Source organism: Amycolatopsis sp. NPDC051903, assembly GCF_044452505.1.
In the GTDB taxonomy this organism is placed as follows: Bacteria; Actinomycetota; Actinomycetes; order Mycobacteriales; family Pseudonocardiaceae; genus Amycolatopsis.
Window position 1 is genome coordinate 1286 of record NZ_JBITBT010000017.1, and the last position, 19166, is coordinate 20451.

Annotated in this window: 17 protein-coding genes; 11 read left to right on the forward strand and 6 right to left on the reverse strand. The window is 72.1% G+C overall.

Translation table 11 applies throughout. The features are described 5' to 3' along the window. The coding region (locus ACIA77_RS29580) for a hypothetical protein (protein ID WP_395889268.1) at positions 1-1144 on the reverse strand (1144 nt) is incomplete at its 3' end. Positions 1145-1324: 180 nt separating this feature from the next. On the opposite strand from ACIA77_RS29580, the gene ACIA77_RS29585 reads away from it, so the two are divergent. The 9 genes from ACIA77_RS29585 (at position 1325) to ACIA77_RS29625 (ending at position 10367) form a co-directional block, all read left to right on the forward strand. After that, entirely contained in the window at positions 1325-2059 is a 735-nt protein-coding gene (locus ACIA77_RS29585; RefSeq protein ID WP_395889269.1) for a hypothetical protein, read from the forward strand. Next, positions 2052-3038, forward strand: coding sequence for an HAD-IIA family hydrolase (locus ACIA77_RS29590; RefSeq protein ID WP_395889270.1), 987 nt, complete (start codon positions 2052-2054; stop codon positions 3036-3038). The genes ACIA77_RS29585 and ACIA77_RS29590 overlap by 8 nt, the downstream gene beginning before the upstream one ends. Before the next feature lie 16 nt (positions 3039-3054). After that, entirely contained in the window at positions 3055-3261 is a 207-nt protein-coding gene (locus tag ACIA77_RS29595) for a hypothetical protein (RefSeq protein ID WP_395889271.1), read from the forward strand. A 5-nt stretch (positions 3262-3266) separates the two neighbouring features. Continuing rightward, positions 3267-4145, forward strand: coding sequence for a TlyA family RNA methyltransferase (locus ACIA77_RS29600; protein ID WP_395889272.1), 879 nt, complete (start codon positions 3267-3269; stop codon positions 4143-4145). Next, positions 4142-5068 carry an NAD kinase gene (locus ACIA77_RS29605; RefSeq protein ID WP_395889273.1) on the forward strand — a complete coding sequence of 309 codons (927 nt, stop codon included), beginning with the start codon at positions 4142-4144 and terminating at the stop codon, positions 5066-5068. Before ACIA77_RS29600 ends, ACIA77_RS29605 begins: the two co-directional genes overlap by 4 nt. Before the next feature lie 134 nt (positions 5069-5202). After that, positions 5203-6984: a DNA repair protein RecN gene (recN, locus tag ACIA77_RS29610; RefSeq protein WP_395889274.1), complete on the forward strand. Its 1782-nt coding sequence runs from the start codon at positions 5203-5205 to the stop codon at positions 6982-6984. A 9-nt stretch (positions 6985-6993) separates the two neighbouring features. Continuing rightward, complete coding sequence (locus ACIA77_RS29615; RefSeq protein ID WP_395889275.1) at positions 6994-8139, forward strand: DUF1266 domain-containing protein; 1146 nt, start codon at positions 6994-6996, stop codon at positions 8137-8139. Between the two features lie 96 nt (positions 8140-8235). Then, positions 8236-9420 carry a putative cytokinetic ring protein SteA gene (gene steA / locus ACIA77_RS29620; RefSeq protein WP_395889276.1) on the forward strand — a complete coding sequence of 395 codons (1185 nt, stop codon included), beginning with the start codon at positions 8236-8238 and terminating at the stop codon, positions 9418-9420. After that, entirely contained in the window at positions 9417-10367 is a 951-nt protein-coding gene (locus ACIA77_RS29625) for a copper transporter (protein WP_395889277.1), read from the forward strand. The genes steA and ACIA77_RS29625 overlap by 4 nt, the downstream gene beginning before the upstream one ends. A gap of 79 nt (positions 10368-10446) precedes the next feature. Here the strand turns inward: ACIA77_RS29625 and ACIA77_RS29630 are convergent, their stop codons facing one another. The 3 genes from ACIA77_RS29630 to ACIA77_RS29640 all read right to left on the reverse strand — a co-directional run bounded on the left by ACIA77_RS29630 (position 10447) and on the right by ACIA77_RS29640 (position 14608). Beyond that, on the reverse strand, positions 10447-12363 hold the full coding sequence (locus tag ACIA77_RS29630; RefSeq protein ID WP_395889278.1) for a glycosyl hydrolase family 18 protein: 1917 nt from the start codon (positions 12361-12363) through the stop codon (positions 10447-10449). A 209-nt stretch (positions 12364-12572) separates the two neighbouring features. Then, positions 12573-13787 carry an alginate lyase family protein gene (locus tag ACIA77_RS29635; RefSeq protein WP_395889279.1) on the reverse strand — a complete coding sequence of 405 codons (1215 nt, stop codon included), beginning with the start codon at positions 13785-13787 and terminating at the stop codon, positions 12573-12575. A gap of 191 nt (positions 13788-13978) precedes the next feature. Further along, positions 13979-14608: an LUD domain-containing protein gene (locus ACIA77_RS29640; protein WP_395889280.1), complete on the reverse strand. Its 630-nt coding sequence runs from the start codon at positions 14606-14608 to the stop codon at positions 13979-13981. A 144-nt stretch (positions 14609-14752) separates the two neighbouring features. Here ACIA77_RS29640 and sigJ point away from each other — a divergent pair, with 144 nt between their 5' ends. Both sigJ and ACIA77_RS29650 read left to right on the forward strand, forming a co-directional pair. Then, positions 14753-15676, forward strand: a complete 924-nt coding sequence (gene sigJ / locus ACIA77_RS29645) for an RNA polymerase sigma factor SigJ (RefSeq protein WP_395889281.1) — start codon at positions 14753-14755, stop codon at positions 15674-15676. 186 nt (positions 15677-15862) lie between these two features. Beyond that, positions 15863-17023: an acyltransferase gene (locus tag ACIA77_RS29650; protein ID WP_395889282.1), complete on the forward strand. Its 1161-nt coding sequence runs from the start codon at positions 15863-15865 to the stop codon at positions 17021-17023. Here the strand turns inward: ACIA77_RS29650 and ACIA77_RS29655 are convergent. Both ACIA77_RS29655 and ACIA77_RS29660 read right to left on the reverse strand, forming a co-directional pair. After that, positions 16992-17705 carry an aspartate/glutamate racemase family protein gene (locus ACIA77_RS29655; protein WP_395889391.1) on the reverse strand — a complete coding sequence of 238 codons (714 nt, stop codon included), beginning with the start codon at positions 17703-17705 and terminating at the stop codon, positions 16992-16994. The two genes, ACIA77_RS29650 and ACIA77_RS29655, sit on opposite strands and share 32 nt — an antisense overlap. Beyond that, complete coding sequence (locus ACIA77_RS29660; RefSeq protein WP_395889283.1) at positions 17705-19141, reverse strand: NCS1 family nucleobase:cation symporter-1; 1437 nt, start codon at positions 19139-19141, stop codon at positions 17705-17707. The genes ACIA77_RS29655 and ACIA77_RS29660 overlap by 1 nt, the downstream gene beginning before the upstream one ends. Positions 19142-19166: the final 25 nt, after the last annotated feature.

Sequence of the window (19166 nt, forward strand, 5' to 3'; positions counted from 1 at the left end):
CGATCGTGACGGTGGCGGTTTCCGGAACGACCGCGACAAGGGCGGGTACCGCGACCGCGATGGCGGCGGTTTCCGCAATGACCGGGACAAGGGCGGCTATCGCGATCGTGACGGTGGCGGTTTCCGGAACGACCGCGACAAGGGCGGGTACCGCGACCGCGATGGCGGCGGTTTCCGCAATGACCGGGACAAGGGCGGGTACCGCGACCGTGACGGTGGCGGTTTCCGCAATGACCGGGACAAGGGCGGGTACCGCGACCGCGATGGTGGCGGTTTCCGCAACGACCGGGACAAGGGCGGCTACCGGGACCGTGACGGTGGCGGCACCCGCAACGACCGCGACGGTGGCTTCCGGAATGACCGCGGCTCGAGCGGCGGGTTCCGCAGCTCCGGATCGGGCTTCCGCAAGGATGATCGTGGTGGGTTCCGCGGGGACCGTCGTGATGATCGGGGCGGTTCGCGCGGGGTTGACCGCCGCGAGGGCGGCCAGCGTGACCGCGGCTCCTGGAACCGTGACGACAACCGGGGCGACCGCGGTGGCTTCCGCGGCCGTCGCGACTCCGCGGATTCGGGCCCGCGCAAGGACTTCGACCGCGCCGGCGACGAGCGTGCCGAAACGCGGGGCTTCGGCTCGGAGGACTTCGACCTCACCGACGACGATGCTCTCATCCCCGGCGGCACCACCCGCGACGACGACTTCGCCATCGCTGACGCCGGCGACGGCGACCGCTTCACCGCCGACCTGGTGGAAGACGGCGCTGCGGACGCGGACTTCGCGACTGACCGCGAAACCGGCGACGACCGGTCCTCTCGCGACAGCGACCAGGACGACCGGTCGACTGATGACGACGTCGCGCCTGCGACCGAGCGGTCCTCTCGCACCGACGAGGCGGACGCCGCCCACCGCGGCGATGTGATCGACGGCGCCGGTGGCCTCGAGGAGTCCTCGCGCGACGATCGTGACGAATCCGCCCGCGACAGCCAGGACGGCGGCACCGCCGACCGCGACCAGGCCGACGGCGCCGGTACTGACGACAGTGACGGCGACGAGCGATCCACCCGCGACGGCCGCGACAGTGTCGAGCCGTCCCACGGTGACGCCGTGGAAGGCAGCGAGCGGTCCTCGCGCGACCGCGACAGCCACGAGAGGTCCGGCAGCGACGGGCGCAGCGGGAGCGAATGGTCCGGTCGTGACGAGCGGGACGGTGGCGAGCGGTCCCACCGCGACGACCGCGATCGTCCGCGCCGTGACAGCCGTGACAGCCGTGACAGCCGTGGCGGGCGTGAGGACCGGCCGGGGCGCGGTGACCGCGACGAGCGGCCCGTGCGGGGCAAGCGCACCCGCGCCGGTGGGGAGGAGCTCGACGACGCGGCTCTGGCCCGCGAGCTGCTCGAAGCGCCGGAGCTGCCGGAGGGCGTGGAGTACTCCGATCTCGACGAAGAGGTCCGCCGTGAGCTGCTGACGTTGCCGAAGGGCCTGGCGGAGACCGTCGGGAAGCACCTGGTCGCCGCGGGTGGGTTGATCGACGTCGACCCGGAGGCGGCGCTGGAGCACGCCAAGTACGCCAAGACGAAGGCTTCGCGGGTGCCGATCGTGCGGGAGGCGCTCGGGCTGACGGCCTACCACGCCGGCAACTGGCAGGAGGCGCTGTCGGAGCTGCGGGCCGTGCGGCGGATGACCCGCAGCGACGAGCACCTCGCCATCATCGCCGACGCCGAGCGTGCGCTGGGCCGTCCGGAGCGGGCGCTGGACCTGGCGAAGGAAGCCGACAAGAACCGGCTGTCGAAGGCGACGCAGGTGGAGCTCGCGATCGTTGCCGCGGGGGCGCGGCGGGATCTCGGGCAGGTGGACGCGTCGGTGGTGTCGCTGCAAGGCCCGGACCTCGTGCCGTCGAAGCGGGACCCGTGGAGCGCGCGCCTGTTCTACGCGTACGCCGACAACCTGGCGGCCGCCGGGCGCAAGGACGAGGCCCTGCGCTGGTTCCTGAACGCGGCGGAAGCCGACAACGACGACGAGACCGACGCCGCCGAGCGGGCCGCGGAGCTCGCGGATGAGTGACGCGCTCCTGGCGGCCTACGACGCGGTCCTGTTCGACCTCGACGGCACCGTCTACCACGGCTCGCAGGTCATCGCGGGAGCGCCGGAGGCGGTCGCGGCGGTGCGGGAACACGGGGCGGCCGTCCGGTTCGTGACGAACAACGCCTCGAAGGCGCCCGAGGACGTCGTGGCGCACCTGCGCGGGCTCGGGCTGGCGGCCGAGGTCGACGAGGTGCACACGAGCGCCCAGGCCGCCGCCGCCGTGCTCGGCGAACGCGTGCCCACGGGCGCGCAGGTGCTGGTCGTCGGCACGGACTCGCTGGCCGCCGAGGTGATCGCGCAGGGCCTCACGACCACGCGCCGGACCGGCCCCGACGTGGCCGCCGTCGTGCAGGGGCACTCGCCGGACACGGCGTGGGCCGACCTCGCCGAGGCGTGCCTGGCCATCCGCGCGGGCGCGTTGTGGGTCGCCTGCAACGTCGACGCCACCCTGCCCACCGAACGCGGGCTGTTGCCGGGCAACGGCTCCATGGTCAACGCGCTGCGGTCGGCCACCGACACCGAGCCGGTCGTCGCCGGCAAGCCGCAGCCGCTGCTGCTCCAGACGGCCGCGCGGTCGGCGGACGCGAGCCGTCCGCTGGTCGTGGGCGACCGGCTGGACACGGACATCGCCGGTGCCGTCGCGGCGGGCGTCGACGTGCTCGCGGTGCTCTCGGGCGTGTCGACGGCGAAGGACCTCGTGCACGCGATCCCCGCCGAACGCCCCACGCACCTCGCCGCCGACTTGACCGCGCTCACCCAGCGCGCCGACGAGCTGAAGATCGGCCCGCGGCCCGGCTGGGAGATCACACCGGGCGACGCGCTGACCGTCCGCGGCGACGGCGCCGCGCTCGACCTGCTCCGCGCGCTGTGCCAGGCGGCGTGGGAGACGGGCGTGACCGAGGTGCGCGCGGACGGCGACGCGGCCGGGGCGGCGCTGACCGGGCTCGGCCTGGTCTGACTGGTAGTTTGGGACCGTGCAACCGAACGCCCCCCGGCCCGTGCCGGGCCCTCCGCCGGTACCCGGTCCCGGCCCGCAGCAGACCGATCCCCGCGCGGGGATCGACGAAGCCGTGGCGGGCCTGGACGACCTGAATTCGGTCCCTCTCGCCGAGCACGTCGACCGCTTCGAGGCCGTGCACACCGAGCTGACCGTGGCCCTGTCCAGCATCGACCGGGTCTGACCGGCGTGCCCAAACGGGCCCGCCTCGACGCGGAACTGGTTCGCCGCGGCCTGGCCCGCTCCCGGGAACAGGCGTCGGCGCTGATCACCGGCGGCAAGGTCACCGTGCGCGGGATGGTCGCGGCCAAACCCGCCACCGGCGTCGAGAACGACGCCCCCATCGTGGTCAAGGACGAGGACGACCCCGGCTGGGCTTCGCGCGGCGCGCACAAACTGCTGGGAGCGCTCGAAAGGTTCGGCCCCGAAGGGCTCACGGTCGAGGGCCGCCGCTGCCTCGACGCCGGCGCGTCGACCGGCGGGTTCACCGACGTCCTGCTCCGCCACGGCGCCGCCACCGTCGTCGCCGCCGACGTGGGCCGCGGTCTGCTCGACTGGCGGCTGCAGACCGACGACCGCGTGGTCGTGCTCGACCGCACCAACGTGCGCAACCTGACTCCCGACGTGCTCGGCGGCCAGGTCGACCTCGTCGTCGGCGACCTGTCGTTCATCTCGCTCAAGCTCGTGCTGCCGGCGCTCGTCGCGTGCGCACGCGAGGGCGCCGACCTGGTACCGATGGTCAAACCGCAGTTCGAGGTCGGCAAGGACCGGCTCGGCAGCGGCGGCGTCGTCCGCGATCCGGAGCTGCGCGTCCAGTCCGTGCTCGGAGTGCTCGCCGAGGCCGCGAAGCTCGGGCTCGCGTTGCGCGGCGTCGTCGCGAGCCCGCTGCCGGGGCCGTCGGGCAACGTCGAGTACTTCGTGTGGCTGCGTCGCCACGAGATCCGCCGCCAGGAGATCCGCCGTGACGAGGTTCGCCGTCAAGACGCGGGCGCACCCGGCACCGGCGATGGCACTGTGGACGACGTCGAGCGGCTCGTGCGAACCGCTGTCGAGGAAGGACCACAGTGACCACCGAACGCGAAGTGCTGCTCGTCGCGCACCCGGACCGGGAGACCACCCGGGAGGCCGCCCGCGAGGTGTCCGCGCGGTTCACGAAGGCCGGGATCCGGCTGCGCGTGACCGACGAGGACGTGCAGCGCCTCATCGATCCCGACGGCTGCATGGCCATGCCGTGCACCGTCGTCGCCCCGCAGGACGACCCGGCGCGCGGGGCGGAGCTGGTGTTCGTCCTCGGCGGCGACGGCACGCTGCTGCGGGCGGCCGAGCTCGCGCGCCCGGCCGGTGTGCCGGTGCTGGGCGTGAACCTCGGCCGCGTGGGGTTCCTCGCCGAAGCCGACTCCGACGCGCTCGCCGATGCCGTGCAGCGCGTGGTCGACCGCGAGTACCACGTCGAGGAGCGGATGACGGTCGACGTCACCGTGACCAACGGGGGCACCGAGCTGTACCGCACGTGGGCGCTGAACGAGGCGAGCGTCGAGAAGTTCTCGCGTGAGCGCGTGCTCGACGCCCTCATCGAGGTCGACGGCCGTCCGGTCTCCTCCTTCGGCTGCGACGGGGTCCTGTGCGCGACGCCCACGGGCTCCACCGCGTACGCGTTCTCCGCCGGCGGCCCGATCATGTGGCCGGACGTCGAAGCGCTGCTCGTGGTGCCCAGCAACGCCCACGCCCTGTTCGCCCGGCCCCTCGTCGTCTCACCCGACTCGGTGATCACCGTCGGCATCGACCCGGCGGGCCACAGCGCGGTCCTGACGTGCGACGGACTGCGCAGCTTCGACATGCCGCCGGGCTCCCTCGTCCGCGTCGTCTGCGGTCAGCGCCCGGTGCGGCTCGTGCGCCTGTGGGAGGGCGTGTTCACCGATCGGCTGGTGTACAAGTTCGGCCTCCCGGTCCGCAGCTGGCGCGAACGCCGCAGCGGTGGCCGTTCCGTCTGACCCGGCTGCCGGTCGCGGGTGACTCGCGACACGCCCGGCCGCGGTGCGTTCGCACAAGCGTTCGACCAGCCAAAAGGAGCGTTAGCACCGGTCGAGCGCACGGAAGGTCGGTGGGGGCGGCTACCGTATGCGTCGTGCTGGCCGAGATGCGCATCCAGGGCCTCGGAGTCATCGAGGACGCCCTGCTGGAACTGCACCCGGGCTTCACCGTCGTCACCGGTGAGACGGGGGCCGGGAAGACCATGGTCGTCACCGGGCTGCACCTGCTCTCCGGCGGGCGGGCCGAGGCGTCCAAAGTCCGGAACGGAATGCTCAAGGCCTTCGTGGAGGGCCGGTTCACCCTCGACAAGGCGGACGCCGCGAGCCGCATCGTCACCGACGCGGGCGCGGACATCGACGAGGACGGCAGCGTGATCGCGTTGCGCACGGTGGCCGTCGACGGGCGCTCGAGAGCGCACCTGGGCGGCCGGTCCGTGCCGGTCGGGGTGCTGGCGGACCTGTCCGAGCAGGTGATCGCCGTGCACGGGCAGAACGACCAGCTGCGGCTGCTGCGCCCGAGCGAGCAGCGGGCCGTGATCGACCGGTTCGCGGGCACCGCCGTGACCGGGCCGCTGGCGACCTACCGCGAGGTGCGGGAGGAGTGGCTCGCGATCATCGCCGAGCTCACTGAGCGATCCACCCGCTCGCGCGAGATGGCCCAGCAGGCCGACCTCCTCAAGCACGGCCTCACGGAGATCGACGCCGTGGCGCCGGAGCCGGGCGAGGACGTGGAGCTCACCGAGCAGATCAAGCGGCTGATGGCGGTCGACGAGCTGCGCGCGTCGGCGACCGAGGCCCACGTCGCGGTGTCCGGTTCGCCCGACGGCGATCCCGACGCGCCGGGTGCGCTCGGGCTCGTCGGCGAAGCGGTCCGCCGCCTCGTCTCGGCCGAGGATTCAGCGCTGCGCGACCTCGTGCCGCGGCTGGAGGAGGCGTCGGTGCTGCTCACCGACGTCGGCGCGGAGCTCGGCGGTTACGTCGAGGGGCTGGACGCCGATCCGGGGCTGCTGGAGAAGGTGCTCGCGCGCCAGGCCGACCTCAAGCGCCTCACCCGCAAGTACGCGGCCGACATCGACGGGGTGCTGGCGTGGGCCGACGACGCCCGCCGCCGGCTCGAGTCGATGGACACGTCCGAGGAAGCGCTCGCCCAACTGGCCGGCCGCCGCGACGAACTCGCCGCGCAGCTGGCCGGCAACGCCACCGAGGTGTCGGCCGCGCGCGGCAAGGCCGCGGCCGAGCTGGCGTCGGCGATCACGAAGGAGCTGTCCGGCCTCGCGATGGGGCAGGCGGAGCTGGAGATCACCGTCGAGCAGCGGCCCGCCGAGCACGGCGACCGCCAGGCGCTGGCGATCGACGGCCACGCGGTCCACGCGGGTCCCGACGGCATCGACGAGGTCGAGTTGCTGCTGCGCGCGCACAACGGCGCCCCGCCGCTGCCGGTGCACAAGGCGGCCTCCGGCGGTGAGCTCTCGCGGGTGATGCTGGCCATCGAGGTCGTCCTCGCCCACGCCGACACCGTGCAGACGCTGGTGTTCGACGAGGTCGACGCCGGCGTCGGCGGCCGCGCCGCGGTCGAGATCGGCCGCCGCCTGGCCCGGCTCGCGCGTACCCACCAGGTGCTCGTGGTGACGCACCTGCCGCAGGTCGCCGCGTTCGCCGACCAGCACCTCGTGGTGGACAAGGGCACCAGCGGCGGCGTCACGCGAAGCGGCGTGAAGCTGCTGGAGCAGGGTGAACGCGTGAAGGAGCTCGCGCGCATGCTCGCCGGCATGGACGGCACGGAGACCGGCCGCGCCCACGCCGAAGAGCTGCTCGCCGTGGCGGAGAAGGACAAGGCGGCCGCGGCGCCCAAGCGCAAGCGCGCCAAGAAGGGCTGATCCCACGTCATGATCTGGGCCGCGGTGGCCGACGTCGAGGCGGAACTCGCCCAGGCCCGGCGCGACGGCGATCTCGACCGGTTCCTCGGGCTCCTCGGCGACGAAGAGCTGTTCGTGCCCATCCACCGGGAAGACGCGGAGAAGCTGGCCGACGACCGCGCCTGGTCGTCGGCGAAACCGTGCTGCGCCGAGCACGCGCTGCAGGTGTTCACGCGCGGCGCGCTGCCCGACCTCGGGTCCGAGGTGGTGTTCCTCAGCGGCGACCTCGACTGGGCGCTGCACGGCCTCGGCGCCGACGAGCAGGTGGTCTTCAACCGCGGCACGCTCGGCGAGTGGCACGTGCCCGCGTCGGCCGCGCTGCCGTGGCTCGACGCGAACCCGCACCGCGTCACGGCCGTCGAACAGCAGGTCGAGCGGCTCAACACTGCGCGCTACGGCCACTTCGACGGCCCGCTCGCCCACGCGCTCGCGTGCGGCGCGCACCAGGCCGTGCTCACCGCGGAGCCGTGGAACGTGCTCGGTGCGCGCTACCACGACTACGTCGCCGAGGTCCGCGGCCTGCGCGACTGGTGGGGTGTGTCCGACGCGGCCGGCTGGCGCACCGCGATGGCCGGCCTGGTCGGCGACGGGTACGCGCTCACGCCGGGCAACCTGGTGCTCGTCCTGCGCGCCCGGCACGGCGGCGACCTCGACCCGCTGTCGTGGGCCGAGCTCGTGCTGCGCTGGTGCGCGGAGAACGGCGTGCAGGACCAAGCGGCCGAGCTCACCGGCGTCGTGCGCCGCGTGGTGCGGTACGAACAGCGGTTCCGCGCGGACGGGCTGCTGCCCCCGGGCCGGGGCGTCGCGACAACCGTCGGCTGGGACGTCGCCCGGGCGGTGGCGATGGCGCGCTGGGGTCTGGCCGTCGGCCACTGCGACGCGCTCACCGCCGAGCTGATGGTCCTGGAGGCCGGCGCGGTGGCGCGCCGCTACCACCAGTCATGGGCCCAGCTGTCCGCGAGCTACGTCATGGGCCGCGTCCTCGCCCTGGACGACGAGGGTTTCGGCGAGGAGTACCAGTCGGCGGCGCGGGTCCACCACCTGCTGCTTCAAGATCAGGCGAGCCCCTGGACGAACCTCGATTTCGCCGCGGCGGAACCCCCCATCCAACCCTGAACGGCCGCCTGCGGCGACACGGCTCACCACAATGAGTCACGCCCGCTTCGGCGCGTCGGCGTTCGTCCCACGCTCAAATTTGTCACCATCAGCCACATGAAGCTCACCGGTCTGCTCGCGCGAAACCACGAAGCCCTCCCCGGCATCACCGGCGTCGCGCGGGTCGACCGCCGCACGCGGGAGCTGCTGCGCCGCGTCAGTGCCGGCGACGTGGTGGTGCTCGATCAGCTCGACCTCGACCGGGCGACGGCCGACGCGCTGGTCGACGCCGAGGTCGCCGCGGTGCTGAACGCGTCGCCGTCGATCTCCGGCCGCTTCCCGAACCTGGGCCCGGAGATCCTCGTCGACGCCGGGATCCCGCTCATCGACTCGGTCGGCGGCGAGCTGCTGCGCACGGTCAAGGACGGCACGAAGCTGCGTGTCCACGAAGGCGGCGTGTTCATCGGGGAGCGCCAGATCGCCTCGGGCGTCGAGCAGACGGCCGAGAGCGTCGCCGACCAGATGATCGAGGCCAAGGCCGGGATGTCGACGCAGCTGGAGGCGTTCTCGGCCAACACCATCGAGTTCCTGCGCCGCGAGCGCACGCTGATCCTCGACGGGGTCGGCGTGCCCGAGCTGCGGGCGCCGATGCGCGACCGGCACGTGCTGGTCGTCGCTGGCGGCACCGGCCACGCCGAGGACCTCAAGCGGCTCAAGAAGTACATCGGGGAGCACCGGCCGGTGGTGGTCGGCGTCGACGCGGGCGCCGACACCCTGCGCGCGCAGGGCTACCCGCCCGACGTGATCGTGGGCGACCCGACCGGCATCGGCACCGCGACGCTGCGCAGCGGTGGTGAGGTCGTGGTGCCCGCCCAGCCCGACGGCCACGCGCCCGGCGTCGAGCGCATCCAGGACCTCGGCATCGGCGCGGTCACGTTCCCGGCGACCGGCAACTCCGAGGACCTCGCCCTGCTGCTGGCCGACGCGCACGGCGCGAGCCTCGTGGTCACCGTCGGGTTCCAGGCCACGCTGCGGGAGTTCCTCGACCACGGCCGCTCGGGCTCCAACCCGTCGACGTTCCTCACCCGGCTCAAGCTGGGCACGAAGCTGGTCGACGGCAAGGCCGTCGCGACGCTGCACCGCAGCAGGGTGTCGCTGGGCGCCGTCGCGCTGCTCGTTCTCGCCGCCGTCGTCGTGGTGGTCGCCGCCCTGCTCGTCTCCGACGTCGGCTCCGTCTACCTGGACTGGATCCAGCACACCTGGACCACGTTCACGACCTGGGTGAAGGGGCTCTTCACGTGATTTCCCTGCGCTACCACATCGTTTCCATCACCGCGTGTTTCCTCGCGCTGGCCGTCGGCGTGGTGCTGGGGTCCACCGCGCTCAACGGTTCGCTGCTCTCGGGCCTGTCGGACCAGAAGAAGGACCTCGGCACGCAGGTTTCCGACCTCGAAGCGCAGCGCAACGCGCTCAACGCGCGCCTGTCCGACGCCGACGCGTTCGCCGGGTCGATGGGCCCGAAGGTCGTGGCCGGCACGCTCGACAAGCGCTCGGTGGTGCTCGTGACCACCGAGGACGCGCGCCCGGCCGACCGCGACGCGCTCAAGCAGCTCGTGCAGCAGTCCGGAGCGTCGGTGACGGGGGAGCTGCAGCTGACCGACGCGTTCACCGATCCGGAGAAGGCCGATCAGCTGCGCGACGTCGTCACGCGCCTGCAGCCGGCGGGTTCGCACTTCCCGACCGCGGGGGACTCCGGCACGCTCGCCGGCGCGCTGCTGGGTTCGGTGCTGCTGCTGGACAAGAGCACCGCCAAACCGCAGTCCACGGGTGACGAGCTGGCCGCGGCGCTGGGCGGGCTCACCGACGGCGGCTTCGTGAAGCCCAGCCAGGGTGTGCAGCCCGCGCAGCTGGCCATCGTGCTGACCGGCGCGCAGCAGACGGGCGAAGGCGCGGGGGACCGCGCCGCGACGATCGCGCGGTTCGCGACGCAGCTCGACCGCTCCGGCGCGGGCACCGTGCTCGCCGGCGACCCGGGGTCGGCCGACGGCTCCGGCCCGCTCGGCGTGGTGCGCGCCGACACCTCCGCCACCTCGATTCTGTCCACTGTGGACAACGTCGACTCCGCCGCCGGGCGCGTCGCGACGCTGCTGGCCCTGCGCGAGCAGCTCGACGGCGGCTCGGGCCGCTACGGCATCGCCGGCAACGCTCAGGCACCCGCGCCGGGCGTCGGCTCGTCGGCCGGGAACTGACCGCACCGCACCGCACGTCGGCGGCGGGCCGGGGTCTCTTCGAGGGTGAGAGATCCGCGACCCGCCGTCGATTTCGTGCTCAGCAGGCGCCGTTGTCGGCCCAGACGCCCTGGCTGCCGCCCGGGGTGTCGCCCTGCGTCCACCACTTCGCGGTCCACTTGTGCCCGTTGTACGACACGGTCGCGCCGCCGCTGTAGGCCTGCGCCGCGCTCCACGCGGCCGGGCACGCGCCGCCCGGCGACGTGGTCGGGCCACCGCTCGAGGTGCAGAAGCCGTTGTCCGTCCACACACCCTGGCTACCGCCGGGGGTGTCGCCCTGCGTCCACCACTTGGCCGTCCACTGGTGCCCGTTGTACGACACCACCGCGCCGCCGGTGTACGCCTGGGTGGCGCTCCACGCCGGGGCCGAACACGAGCCGCCGCCCGGAGACGTCGGCGTGGTCGGGGTGGTGGGCGTCGTCGGAGTCGTGGGCGTCGTGGGGGTGGTCGGGGTGGTGGGACTGGTCGGCGGCGGGGAGCTGCAGCCCGTCGTGGACGCCGCCAGTCCGTTGACGACGTCCTTGAACAGCGTCGCGTTCGGATCGAGGTCGTAGAGGGAGAACATCATCGCGCCGGCGAGGCCGTTGCAGTGGACGTAGTCCGTGCGCGCCTTGATCGACTGCGCCGACGAACCACCGTAGAAGTTGGTGCCGTCGTAGAACCACGCCGACTGCGTGGCCGGGTCGAAGAACGTGTCCGCCGGGTTGTCGACGATGCCGCTCAGTTCCTTGTACATCGCGATGCCGGGGACGTTGCCGCTCAACGTCTTCCCGGCCGACGGTCCGGTCGCCGACTGGTACAGGCCGTGGTTGGAGCCGGCGGGCACGCCCGTCCAGCCGCGGTAGTAGAACGGGATGCCGAGCGTGAGCTTGTTCGCCGGGAACCCGCCGGGGATGCCGTACGCGGAGGATCCCTGGGTGTAGGCCTTGATCACCGCGTCCGTCGTGTACTTCTCGGTGCCCGGCGGGATGGTGCCGGACGGATCGTCGGGCGAACCGTAGAGCGGGTCCTGGAAGTTCGTCGGCCCGGTCGCGTCCCACGCGCCGTGCATGTCGTAGGTCATCGCGTCGGCGAAGTCGAGGTAGTTCCCGATCTTGTCGGTCTGCAGCTTCGCGATCTTGTCCTGCCCGCCCGGCAGCGCGGCCGAGAGCGAGTAGTGCTTGCCGCCCAGCGCGTCGAGCTCCGAGCGGAACTCCGCGAGCAGCGCGGTGAAGTTCGCCGTGTCGTTCGCGCTGACGTGGTTGCCGAGGTGACCGGTGTTCGAACCGGGGTACTCCCAGTCGATGTCGAACCCGTCGAAGATCCCGGCCGCGGTGCCGGGGCCGCCGTAGCCGCCCTGCGAGGGGAGGTTGCCCTTGATGAACATGTCGATGCACGAGCTCACGAACTTCTTGCGCGACGCGTCGGTGGCGGCCACGTCGGAGAAGTACTTCGAGTACGTCCAGCCGCCGAGGGAGAGCACGACCTTGAGGTTCGGGTGACGCGCCTTGAGTTCCTGCAGCTGGTGGAAGTTGCCGACGATGGGCATGCCGAACGCGTCGGCCGTGCCATCGACGCTGATGTCCGAGCCGAACGACTTCTGGTAGTCGGCGAACGCGTCGCCCGCGCCGTCGCCGGCGTTCGGGTTGTTCTCCCCGGCCGGGTCGGGATCGCTGGCCTTGGTGGCCTCGAAGCAGGTGAGGGTGGCCGGATCGATGTTCTCGAAGTCGTAGATCAGGTAGTCGAGGTTGCCCGCGAGCGCGTCGACGTTCTTGGGGTAGTAGGCGTTCTGGTAGATGCTCCACTGGTCGTAGTAGGCGACGCGCAGGCCGCCCGACGCGGCGGCTTGCGCGCTCGCGGCCGGAGCGGCCCCCGCGCCTTCCGCCGCCGGGCCGGCCAGCGTCGTGAGCCCGCCGACGACCACGGCCGCGACGGCGGCCGAGAGCCACGCGGCTCTTCTGGATACCTTGTGCTGCATGGGTTCTCCCTCGCGCAGGCGAACGGCCCTCCGCGCACGCGGGGTGCGCGGAGGGGGCACGCGACGTGTGGATCACTGCCTGAGCGGTACCGGCCCGGACTGAATGTGAACCAGGCCACGGGGAGAGTCAATACTTTGGACTAGACCAATTCCGGGCTGTGGGCATTATGGGGTGTTTCGTCCGGAAATGCCCGCCGAAGGTCGGCCCGTCACTTGAGCGGCGGGTCGAGCGGGAAACAGGTGACGCGCGCCGGCCACGTGTCCCCGCCGGCAGGCAGCGGCATCCGCTCGAGCGCGTTCGCCGCGTCGGTGTCGCGGGCTTCGTCGGCGGCCGCGTGGAAGATGTCCGCGGCGATCGACTGGTCGAACACGCCGATCTGCGGGTACGGCCACGACGGTGCGCCGTTCAGCGCCGCGGGGATGAGCCGGTCGACGACCTTGCGCAGCGTCGCGCCGTTGCTCGCCTCGTAGCCCCAGACGTCGACGCCGAGGTTGTGCCCGACCTCCGCCATCCGGCCCCACGCCGTGAGGTTGAAGTTGACGTAGTGCCAGGAAATCGTGCGCGTGAGCTCGAGGGGCTGGTTGCCGTCGGCGTCGAACTGCACCGGGAACCGCTTGTGCAGCGCGTCGGTCACGATCCCGCGCGCTTCGGCCGTCTTGCCGAGGTAGGCGGCGATGGTGGCGTTCTGCAGGTCGAGGAACGTGCCGTGGTTGTTGGTGGCGGCCAGTTCCAGCTTCGCCTGCGGACTGGTCTGCATCCAGGTGAGGTAGCGGCCGAGCCAGTCGCGGATCCCGGAGCGGTCGCGGCCGGACCAGCCGGGCGCGCCGGCGTCGAGCAGCGCGAACGCGTCGACCACCTGCGTGAACGACTGCGTCGAATCGATGATCCCCGTGCCGCTGATCGTGTTCTTGCACGGCACGATCTGCGAGTAGGTCATGTTCGGGTTCATGCGCGTGGCCGGGTCGAGGAACCACGTGCGGATGTCGAGAGCCGCGCGCCGGGCGTACTTGGCGTCGCCCGTGTAGTACCAGGCGGTGCTGAGGTAGTAGATCGCGTCCCACGCCACCATGCGGTAGGTGTGGTCGGTGATCGCGTCGGCCTCGGGGTTGCGCTCGCCGTCGCGGTTCACGTACGGGCAGCCCTGCGGGTTGTCGGGCGTCTTCGGCTGGCTCGCCCACTGGTAGGGCGCCTGGCTCTGGTAGTCGTGCTTGTCGCCGCTGGGTGGCGTGGTCGGCTTGTCCAGCACGGACCACGGACCGGCGGTGAGCGCGTCGTCCGCCTTGGCCAGCACCGTGTTCAACGCGGCGCGCTGGGCCGCGGTGGCGTGCCCGCTGCGCAGCGCGCCGCGGATCTGCGCCAGCTTCTTGCCGTCCGCCACGATCGTGTGCGGCACCGGCTGCGCCGCCGCTGTCGTGCCGCTCACCGGGACCACCGCGAGTACCGAAATGAGCGCGGTCGCGCCGAGCACGCGTAACTGCCTTCGCACTGTTTCGCCCTTCGACTTCCGGGGACGCCAGGGATCCCCACGGCAACCGGGCGGCGGTGCGGCTGTGGCGACGGAATTCTGCTGGGCCGCGGGAGGCGGTGTCAATCGGACAGCGTCTTCCGGTGGCCTCAGAAGCCGATGGCTTCGCGCAGCAGGATGACGGTGCTGCGGCCGGGGACGGGTTCCGCGTTGAGGATGAGCAGGCGGTTGACGGCACTGGGCCAGCCGTAGACCGCCTGGGCGCGGGCGCATTCGAGCGGGAGACAGTGGTCTTCGACGCGGCGCAGCGCGGTGTCCAGGTCGGGGACGATCTTCTGCGCTCCGACGATCCAGATCGCGTGGGCGGCGCCGCCCGCGTAGCCGGGGAGCTGGCTGCCGCTGCCGGAGGCGATCACGACGGAGCCGGTTTCGGTGACCGCGGCGACGCTGCCCACGATGAAGTCGGGGCTGGCGCGAAGCCGCCGGATCTCGTCGGCGGCGGTGACGCGGTCCATGGCCAGCGTTCGCGGTCTCACGGCCTGGTACCGGCCGCTGGTGTTGAGGTCGTCGTCGAGGCCGGACAGGCGGAGGGTTTCGCTGGCCGCGGTGAGTACGCTGGCGCCGGCGGGGATCAGGTCGATGACGCGGGCGCGCGCCGCGACAGCGTCGTCGAGGATTTCGACGGCGAACCCGTGCGCCGTCAGCGCGGTGGCCGTGCGGTGCAGGCTCGGCGCGGGAGCCGGTGCGGTGAACGGTGGTGCCGGAGTCGGGGCGGTCATGGGGTCTCCCTGGCTGGTCGTCGCGTGGTGTGCTCGTCTCGGCAGTTCGACAACACACGCCCGCGGAATGTGAGGCCTCACGTTCCGGTGGGCTGTCCGGTCGAACTGGTGAGGGCAGCAGCGACCGAGGGAGCCGACGCGACCATGACCACCTCCGAGCCGGGACCCGGCGGGGCCGATCCGGGCCTCGCCGCGATCATGGGCGAGCGGCGGCACCTGCTGAACCTCGCCTACCGGCTCCTCAGCTCGCTGGCCGAGGCCGAGGACGCCGTCCAGGAGACCTACGCCCGCTGGTACGCGCTGTCGCGCGCCCAGCAGGACGCCGTCGAGTCGCCCGGGGCCTGGCTGACGACGGTGGCCACGCGGATCTGCCTCAACCTGCTCGGCTCGGCCCGGGCCCGGCGGGAGACCTATGTGGGCGAGTGGATCCCCGAGCCGCTGCCCGGACCGGCGGAATGGCTCGGCAGCAGGCCGGGTGACCCGGCCGACCGGGTCACCCTGGACGAGTCGGTCGGCATGGCCTTCCTCGTGGTGCTCGAGTCGATGACCCCGGCCGAGCGCGTCGCGTTCGTCCTGCACGACGTCTTCCGCTACCCGTTTCCCGAAGTGGCCGAGATCGTCGGCCGCACCCCGGCGGCGTGTCGCCAGCTGGCGTCCTCGGCCCGCCGACGCATCCGCGCCGCGCACGGTCCCGCGAGCCCGACGACCCGGCAGGCCGGTCTCGTCCGGGACTTCAAGCAGGCGTGGGAAGCCCAGGACATCACGGCCCTGATCGGCCTGCTCGATCCGGACGCCACGGCGATCGCCGACGGCGGCGGGCTCGCCACCGCCTTCCTCGATCCCATCGAAGGCGCCGAGCAGATCGCGCGCGCCTGGATCGAAATCGCCAAGCGGGCGGCGGGCACCACGACGTTCCTGGAACGCCCCGTCAACGGCCAGCCCGGTCTGGTGGCTCAGGACAACGGCAGCACGGTGACGGTGCTCGCGTTCGACATCGAGGGCGAGAAGATCAAGCGGATCTGGGTGATCCGCAACCCCGAGAAACTCCGGCCCTGGACGGCGAGCTGAAGCCATCGCCGAGTGGTATGTACCACTCGGCGACGCTCGAATCCCAGCGGGTGGACGCGACGTGATTGTCGTTACTGCGCCCTTCCTGCGGAAAAGGCGGTTCTCAGCCGGTTCATGGCAGTTTCACAGGTGATCGGGCAAGTGTGGGGGTGTGATCCACTGTGAAGCCCGGGGCCGCGCCCGCCGATGACGACCACCGAGATCCCACGTCCCACCCAGGGGGAGCCGGAACGCGCGGCGCGGCGGGGGCACCTGCGCCAGCTCGACCTGTACCGGCTGATGACCTTCGTCCTCGTGATCTTCATGCACGTGCTGGGCGCGACGACCTTCCCGCAGGACGTCGTTTCCGACGCGCTCGAGACGCCGCTGCACCTGACGCGCGAGGCGTTCTTCGCGCTGACCACGTTCGTGCTCGTGTTCCGGTACCGCGCCCGCCCGTTGCGGGCCGGGACGTTCTGGCGCAAGCGGGTGCCGCTCGTCGCGGTGCCGTACGTGGTCTGGTCGGTGCTCTACTGGGCCTACTCGCTGCTCACGGCCGAGCAGCCCGCCGGGTCGGTCGCCGCCGCGCTGCGCGCACTGGCGATCGAGATCGTGACCGGCACGGCGTGGTACCACTTGTACTTCCTGCTCGTGACGCTGCAGGTGTACCTGCTGTTCCCGCTGCTGCTCAAGCTCGTGCGGGTGATCCGGGCGCACCCGTGGGTCGTGCTGGGAAGCTCCGGCGCGCTGCAGGTCGCCGTGACGGTGTTCCTGAGCTACCCGCCCGAAGGGGTCGAGTACTCGACCGTCAGCCGGTTCTTCACCACGCTGCTGCCGTACCAGTTCTACTCGGTCCTCGGCGCCGTGGCGGCCGTGCACTTCGAGGCCGTGCACGCGTGGGTGCGCCGCCACCGGTGGGTCGTGGCCGGCGGCCTGGTGGGGTCCCTCGCCGTCGCCGAGGCGGGCTACTTCCTCAGTGTCCACAACGGAGAGTGGCCCGAGCTGGCGAGCGACGCGTTCCGGCCCTACCTCATCCCGTGGTGCGTCGCCGCGATCGCGGGGCTCTACCTCGCCGGCACGCGCTGGGCCGAATCGAGCCGGCGCGGGAGCCGGCTCGTGTCGTGGGCGGTGGACCGGTCGTTCGCGATCTTCCTGGCGCACCCGATCGCGCTGGCCCTCCTGGCGCCGTTGATCGCGTTCGTCGGCGACGGGGCCGGGGCGCCGTGGACGACGGTCGCCGTGTTCCCGGCGACGCTGGCGCTCACCTTCCTGATCGTCGAGGTGCTGCGGCGCCTGCCGTGGAGCCGTGCACTCACGGGCCGGCCGCCGCTGGAGCTCAAGCGGGTGGGTGCCACAGTCGCTGCTTAGGCAACGGCCGGCCGTACGAGCCGGCGCGGCTCGTGGTCAGCCCCAGCGCCACCAGGGATTCGGCAAGCCGGACGGCTGCGGCCACGCCGTCGACCACGGGCACGTCGAGCGCGGCGGACAGGCGCCGGTCGAGGCCGGTCATGCCGGCGCAGCCGAGCACGAGGACCTCCGCGCCGGCGTCGCGCACGCGCCGGGCGGCCGTGAGCATCGCCGACTCGGTGCGGGCCTCGTCGCGCAGCTCGAGCACACCGAGCCCGGTGCCGGTGATGGCGACGCAGTGGTCGGCCAGGCCCGCGGTGCGCAGGCTGTCCTCGATGAGCCCGCACGTGCGGTCCAGAGTGGTCACCACGCCCCAGCGGCGGCCGAGCAGACCCGCGAAGTGCGCGGCGGCCTCGGTGATGTCGACCACCGGGACCGCGAGCAGTTCGCGTGCCGCCTCGCGGCCGTGTTCGCCGAAGCCCGCCAGCACCACGGCGTCGAACGGTTCTTCCGTGCTGCGCAACAGATCGAGCACAGCGGCGGCCGACAGGAAGCTGTCGAGCCAGCCCTCCGCCGAGTCCGGGCCCCACGCCGGCGTGCGCGCGAGGATCTCCGTGCCGGGGCTCGCGGCGAGGCGGGCTCCGGCTTCGATCTCCTTCGTCATCGCCTCGGTGGTGTTGCAGTTGGTCACCAGGATGCGCATCACGCGGCCCGCTTCGACCGCATGACGGCGAAGTAGCCCAGCCCGGCCGACGCCGTCCCGATGAACCACGAGTACGGCGCGGCGGGCGCGAAGAACGGCACGAGCGCGACCACCGCCGACAGCGCGGCCGTGGGCCCGAACGTCGCGAGCGCGCGCGGGTTCACGCCGTGGCGGTAGTGGTAGGGCCCGTCCTTCGCGAACAGCTTCGCGACGTCGACCTCGCGGCGCCGGATCAGGTAGTAGTCCACGATCATGATCCCGAACAGCGGCCCGAGGAACGCGCCGAGCCCGCCGAGGAAGTAGTTGACCACCACGGGGGAGGAGTAGAGCTTCCACGGCAGCACGCACAGCGCGGCCACGGCGCTGATCACCCCGCCGACGGTGAAGGTGATCCGCTTCGGCCAGATGTTGGCGAGGTCGTAGGCGGGGGAGACGAAGTTGGCGACGATGTTGACCCCCATCGTGGCGATCGCGAACGTGAGCGCGCCGATCACGAGCACCGGGGTGCTGTGCACGCGGGCCAGCAGTTCGGCCGGGTCGGTGATGGCTTCGCCGAACACCTGGAGGCTGCCCGCGGTGACGATCACCGACAGCAGCGCGAACGCCGTCGAGTTGATGGGCAGGCCCCAGAAGTTGCCGCGCCGCACCGTCTTCTGGTCGGGCGCGAAGCGGGAGAAGTCGCAGAAGTTGAGCATCAGCGTGCCGTAGGTCGACAGGATCAGGCCGGCCGCGCCGAACCACTGGCGCACCTGCTCCCCTGTGGACAGTCGCACCGGGCTGCTGGTCAGGGAGATCTGCCAGTGCCCGGCGGCGAGGATCCAGACGGCGAGCGCGATCATCACGACCCAGATGAGCGGCCCGCACCAGTCCTGGAACTTGCGCACGGCCTCCATGCCGCGGGTGAGCACGAGCCCCTGCGCGGCCCACAGCAGCACGAAGCAGATCCAGCCGAGCGCGTGCAGACCGAGGAACCCGTGTTCCGTCAACGGTTTCAGGCCCGGCGCGATCGTGAGCACCAGCAGCGTCACGGCGACGCTCGCGAGGTAGGTCTGGATGCCGTACCAGAAGATGGCGATGACGGCGCGGATGAGCGCGGGCAGGTTCGCGCCGAACGTGCCGAAGCTGATGCGCGCCACCACTGGGAACGGCACCCCGGTGCGCTGGCCGATGCGGCCCATCAGGTTCATGCCCGCGTAGATGATCACGAAGCCGAACAGCAGCGCCGTGAACACCTGCCACGCGGAGAGCCCGAGCACGAACAGGCCCGCCGCGAACGTGTAGTTGCCGAGGTTGTGCACGTCCGACATCCAGAGCGCGAAGATGTCGTAGACCTTCCAGCGCCGTTCCTTCGCCGGCGCGAGGTCTTCGTTCCACAGCCGGGGATCGGGTTGCGTGCTGGTGTGCTGCTGGGTTCCGGTCAGCGGCGCTGCTGCCATGGGGCCCTCCGGTCGACGTGCCGGG

What these genes read in the sequence shown, in the direction of transcription:
- steA (WP_395889276.1), top strand. Translation starts at nt 8,236, where the DNA reads ATGAAGCTCACCGGTCTGCTCGCGCGAAACCACGAAGCCCTCCCCGGC.
- ACIA77_RS29630 (WP_395889278.1), bottom strand. Translation starts at nt 12,363, where the DNA reads ATGCAGCACAAGGTATCCAGAAGAGCCGCGTGGCTCTCGGCCGCCGTC.
- ACIA77_RS29615 (WP_395889275.1), top strand. Translation starts at nt 6,994, where the DNA reads ATGATCTGGGCCGCGGTGGCCGACGTCGAGGCGGAACTCGCCCAGGCC.
- sigJ (WP_395889281.1), top strand. Translation starts at nt 14,753, where the DNA reads ATGACCACCTCCGAGCCGGGACCCGGCGGGGCCGATCCGGGCCTCGCC.
- ACIA77_RS29655 (WP_395889391.1), bottom strand. Translation starts at nt 17,705, where the DNA reads ATGCGCATCCTGGTGACCAACTGCAACACCACCGAGGCGATGACGAAG.
- ACIA77_RS29660 (WP_395889283.1), bottom strand. Translation starts at nt 19,141, where the DNA reads ATGGCAGCAGCGCCGCTGACCGGAACCCAGCAGCACACCAGCACGCAA.
- ACIA77_RS29650 (WP_395889282.1), top strand. Translation starts at nt 15,863, where the DNA reads ATGACGACCACCGAGATCCCACGTCCCACCCAGGGGGAGCCGGAACGC.
- ACIA77_RS29640 (WP_395889280.1), bottom strand. Translation starts at nt 14,608, where the DNA reads ATGACCGCCCCGACTCCGGCACCACCGTTCACCGCACCGGCTCCCGCG.
- ACIA77_RS29590 (WP_395889270.1), top strand. Translation starts at nt 2,052, where the DNA reads ATGAGTGACGCGCTCCTGGCGGCCTACGACGCGGTCCTGTTCGACCTC.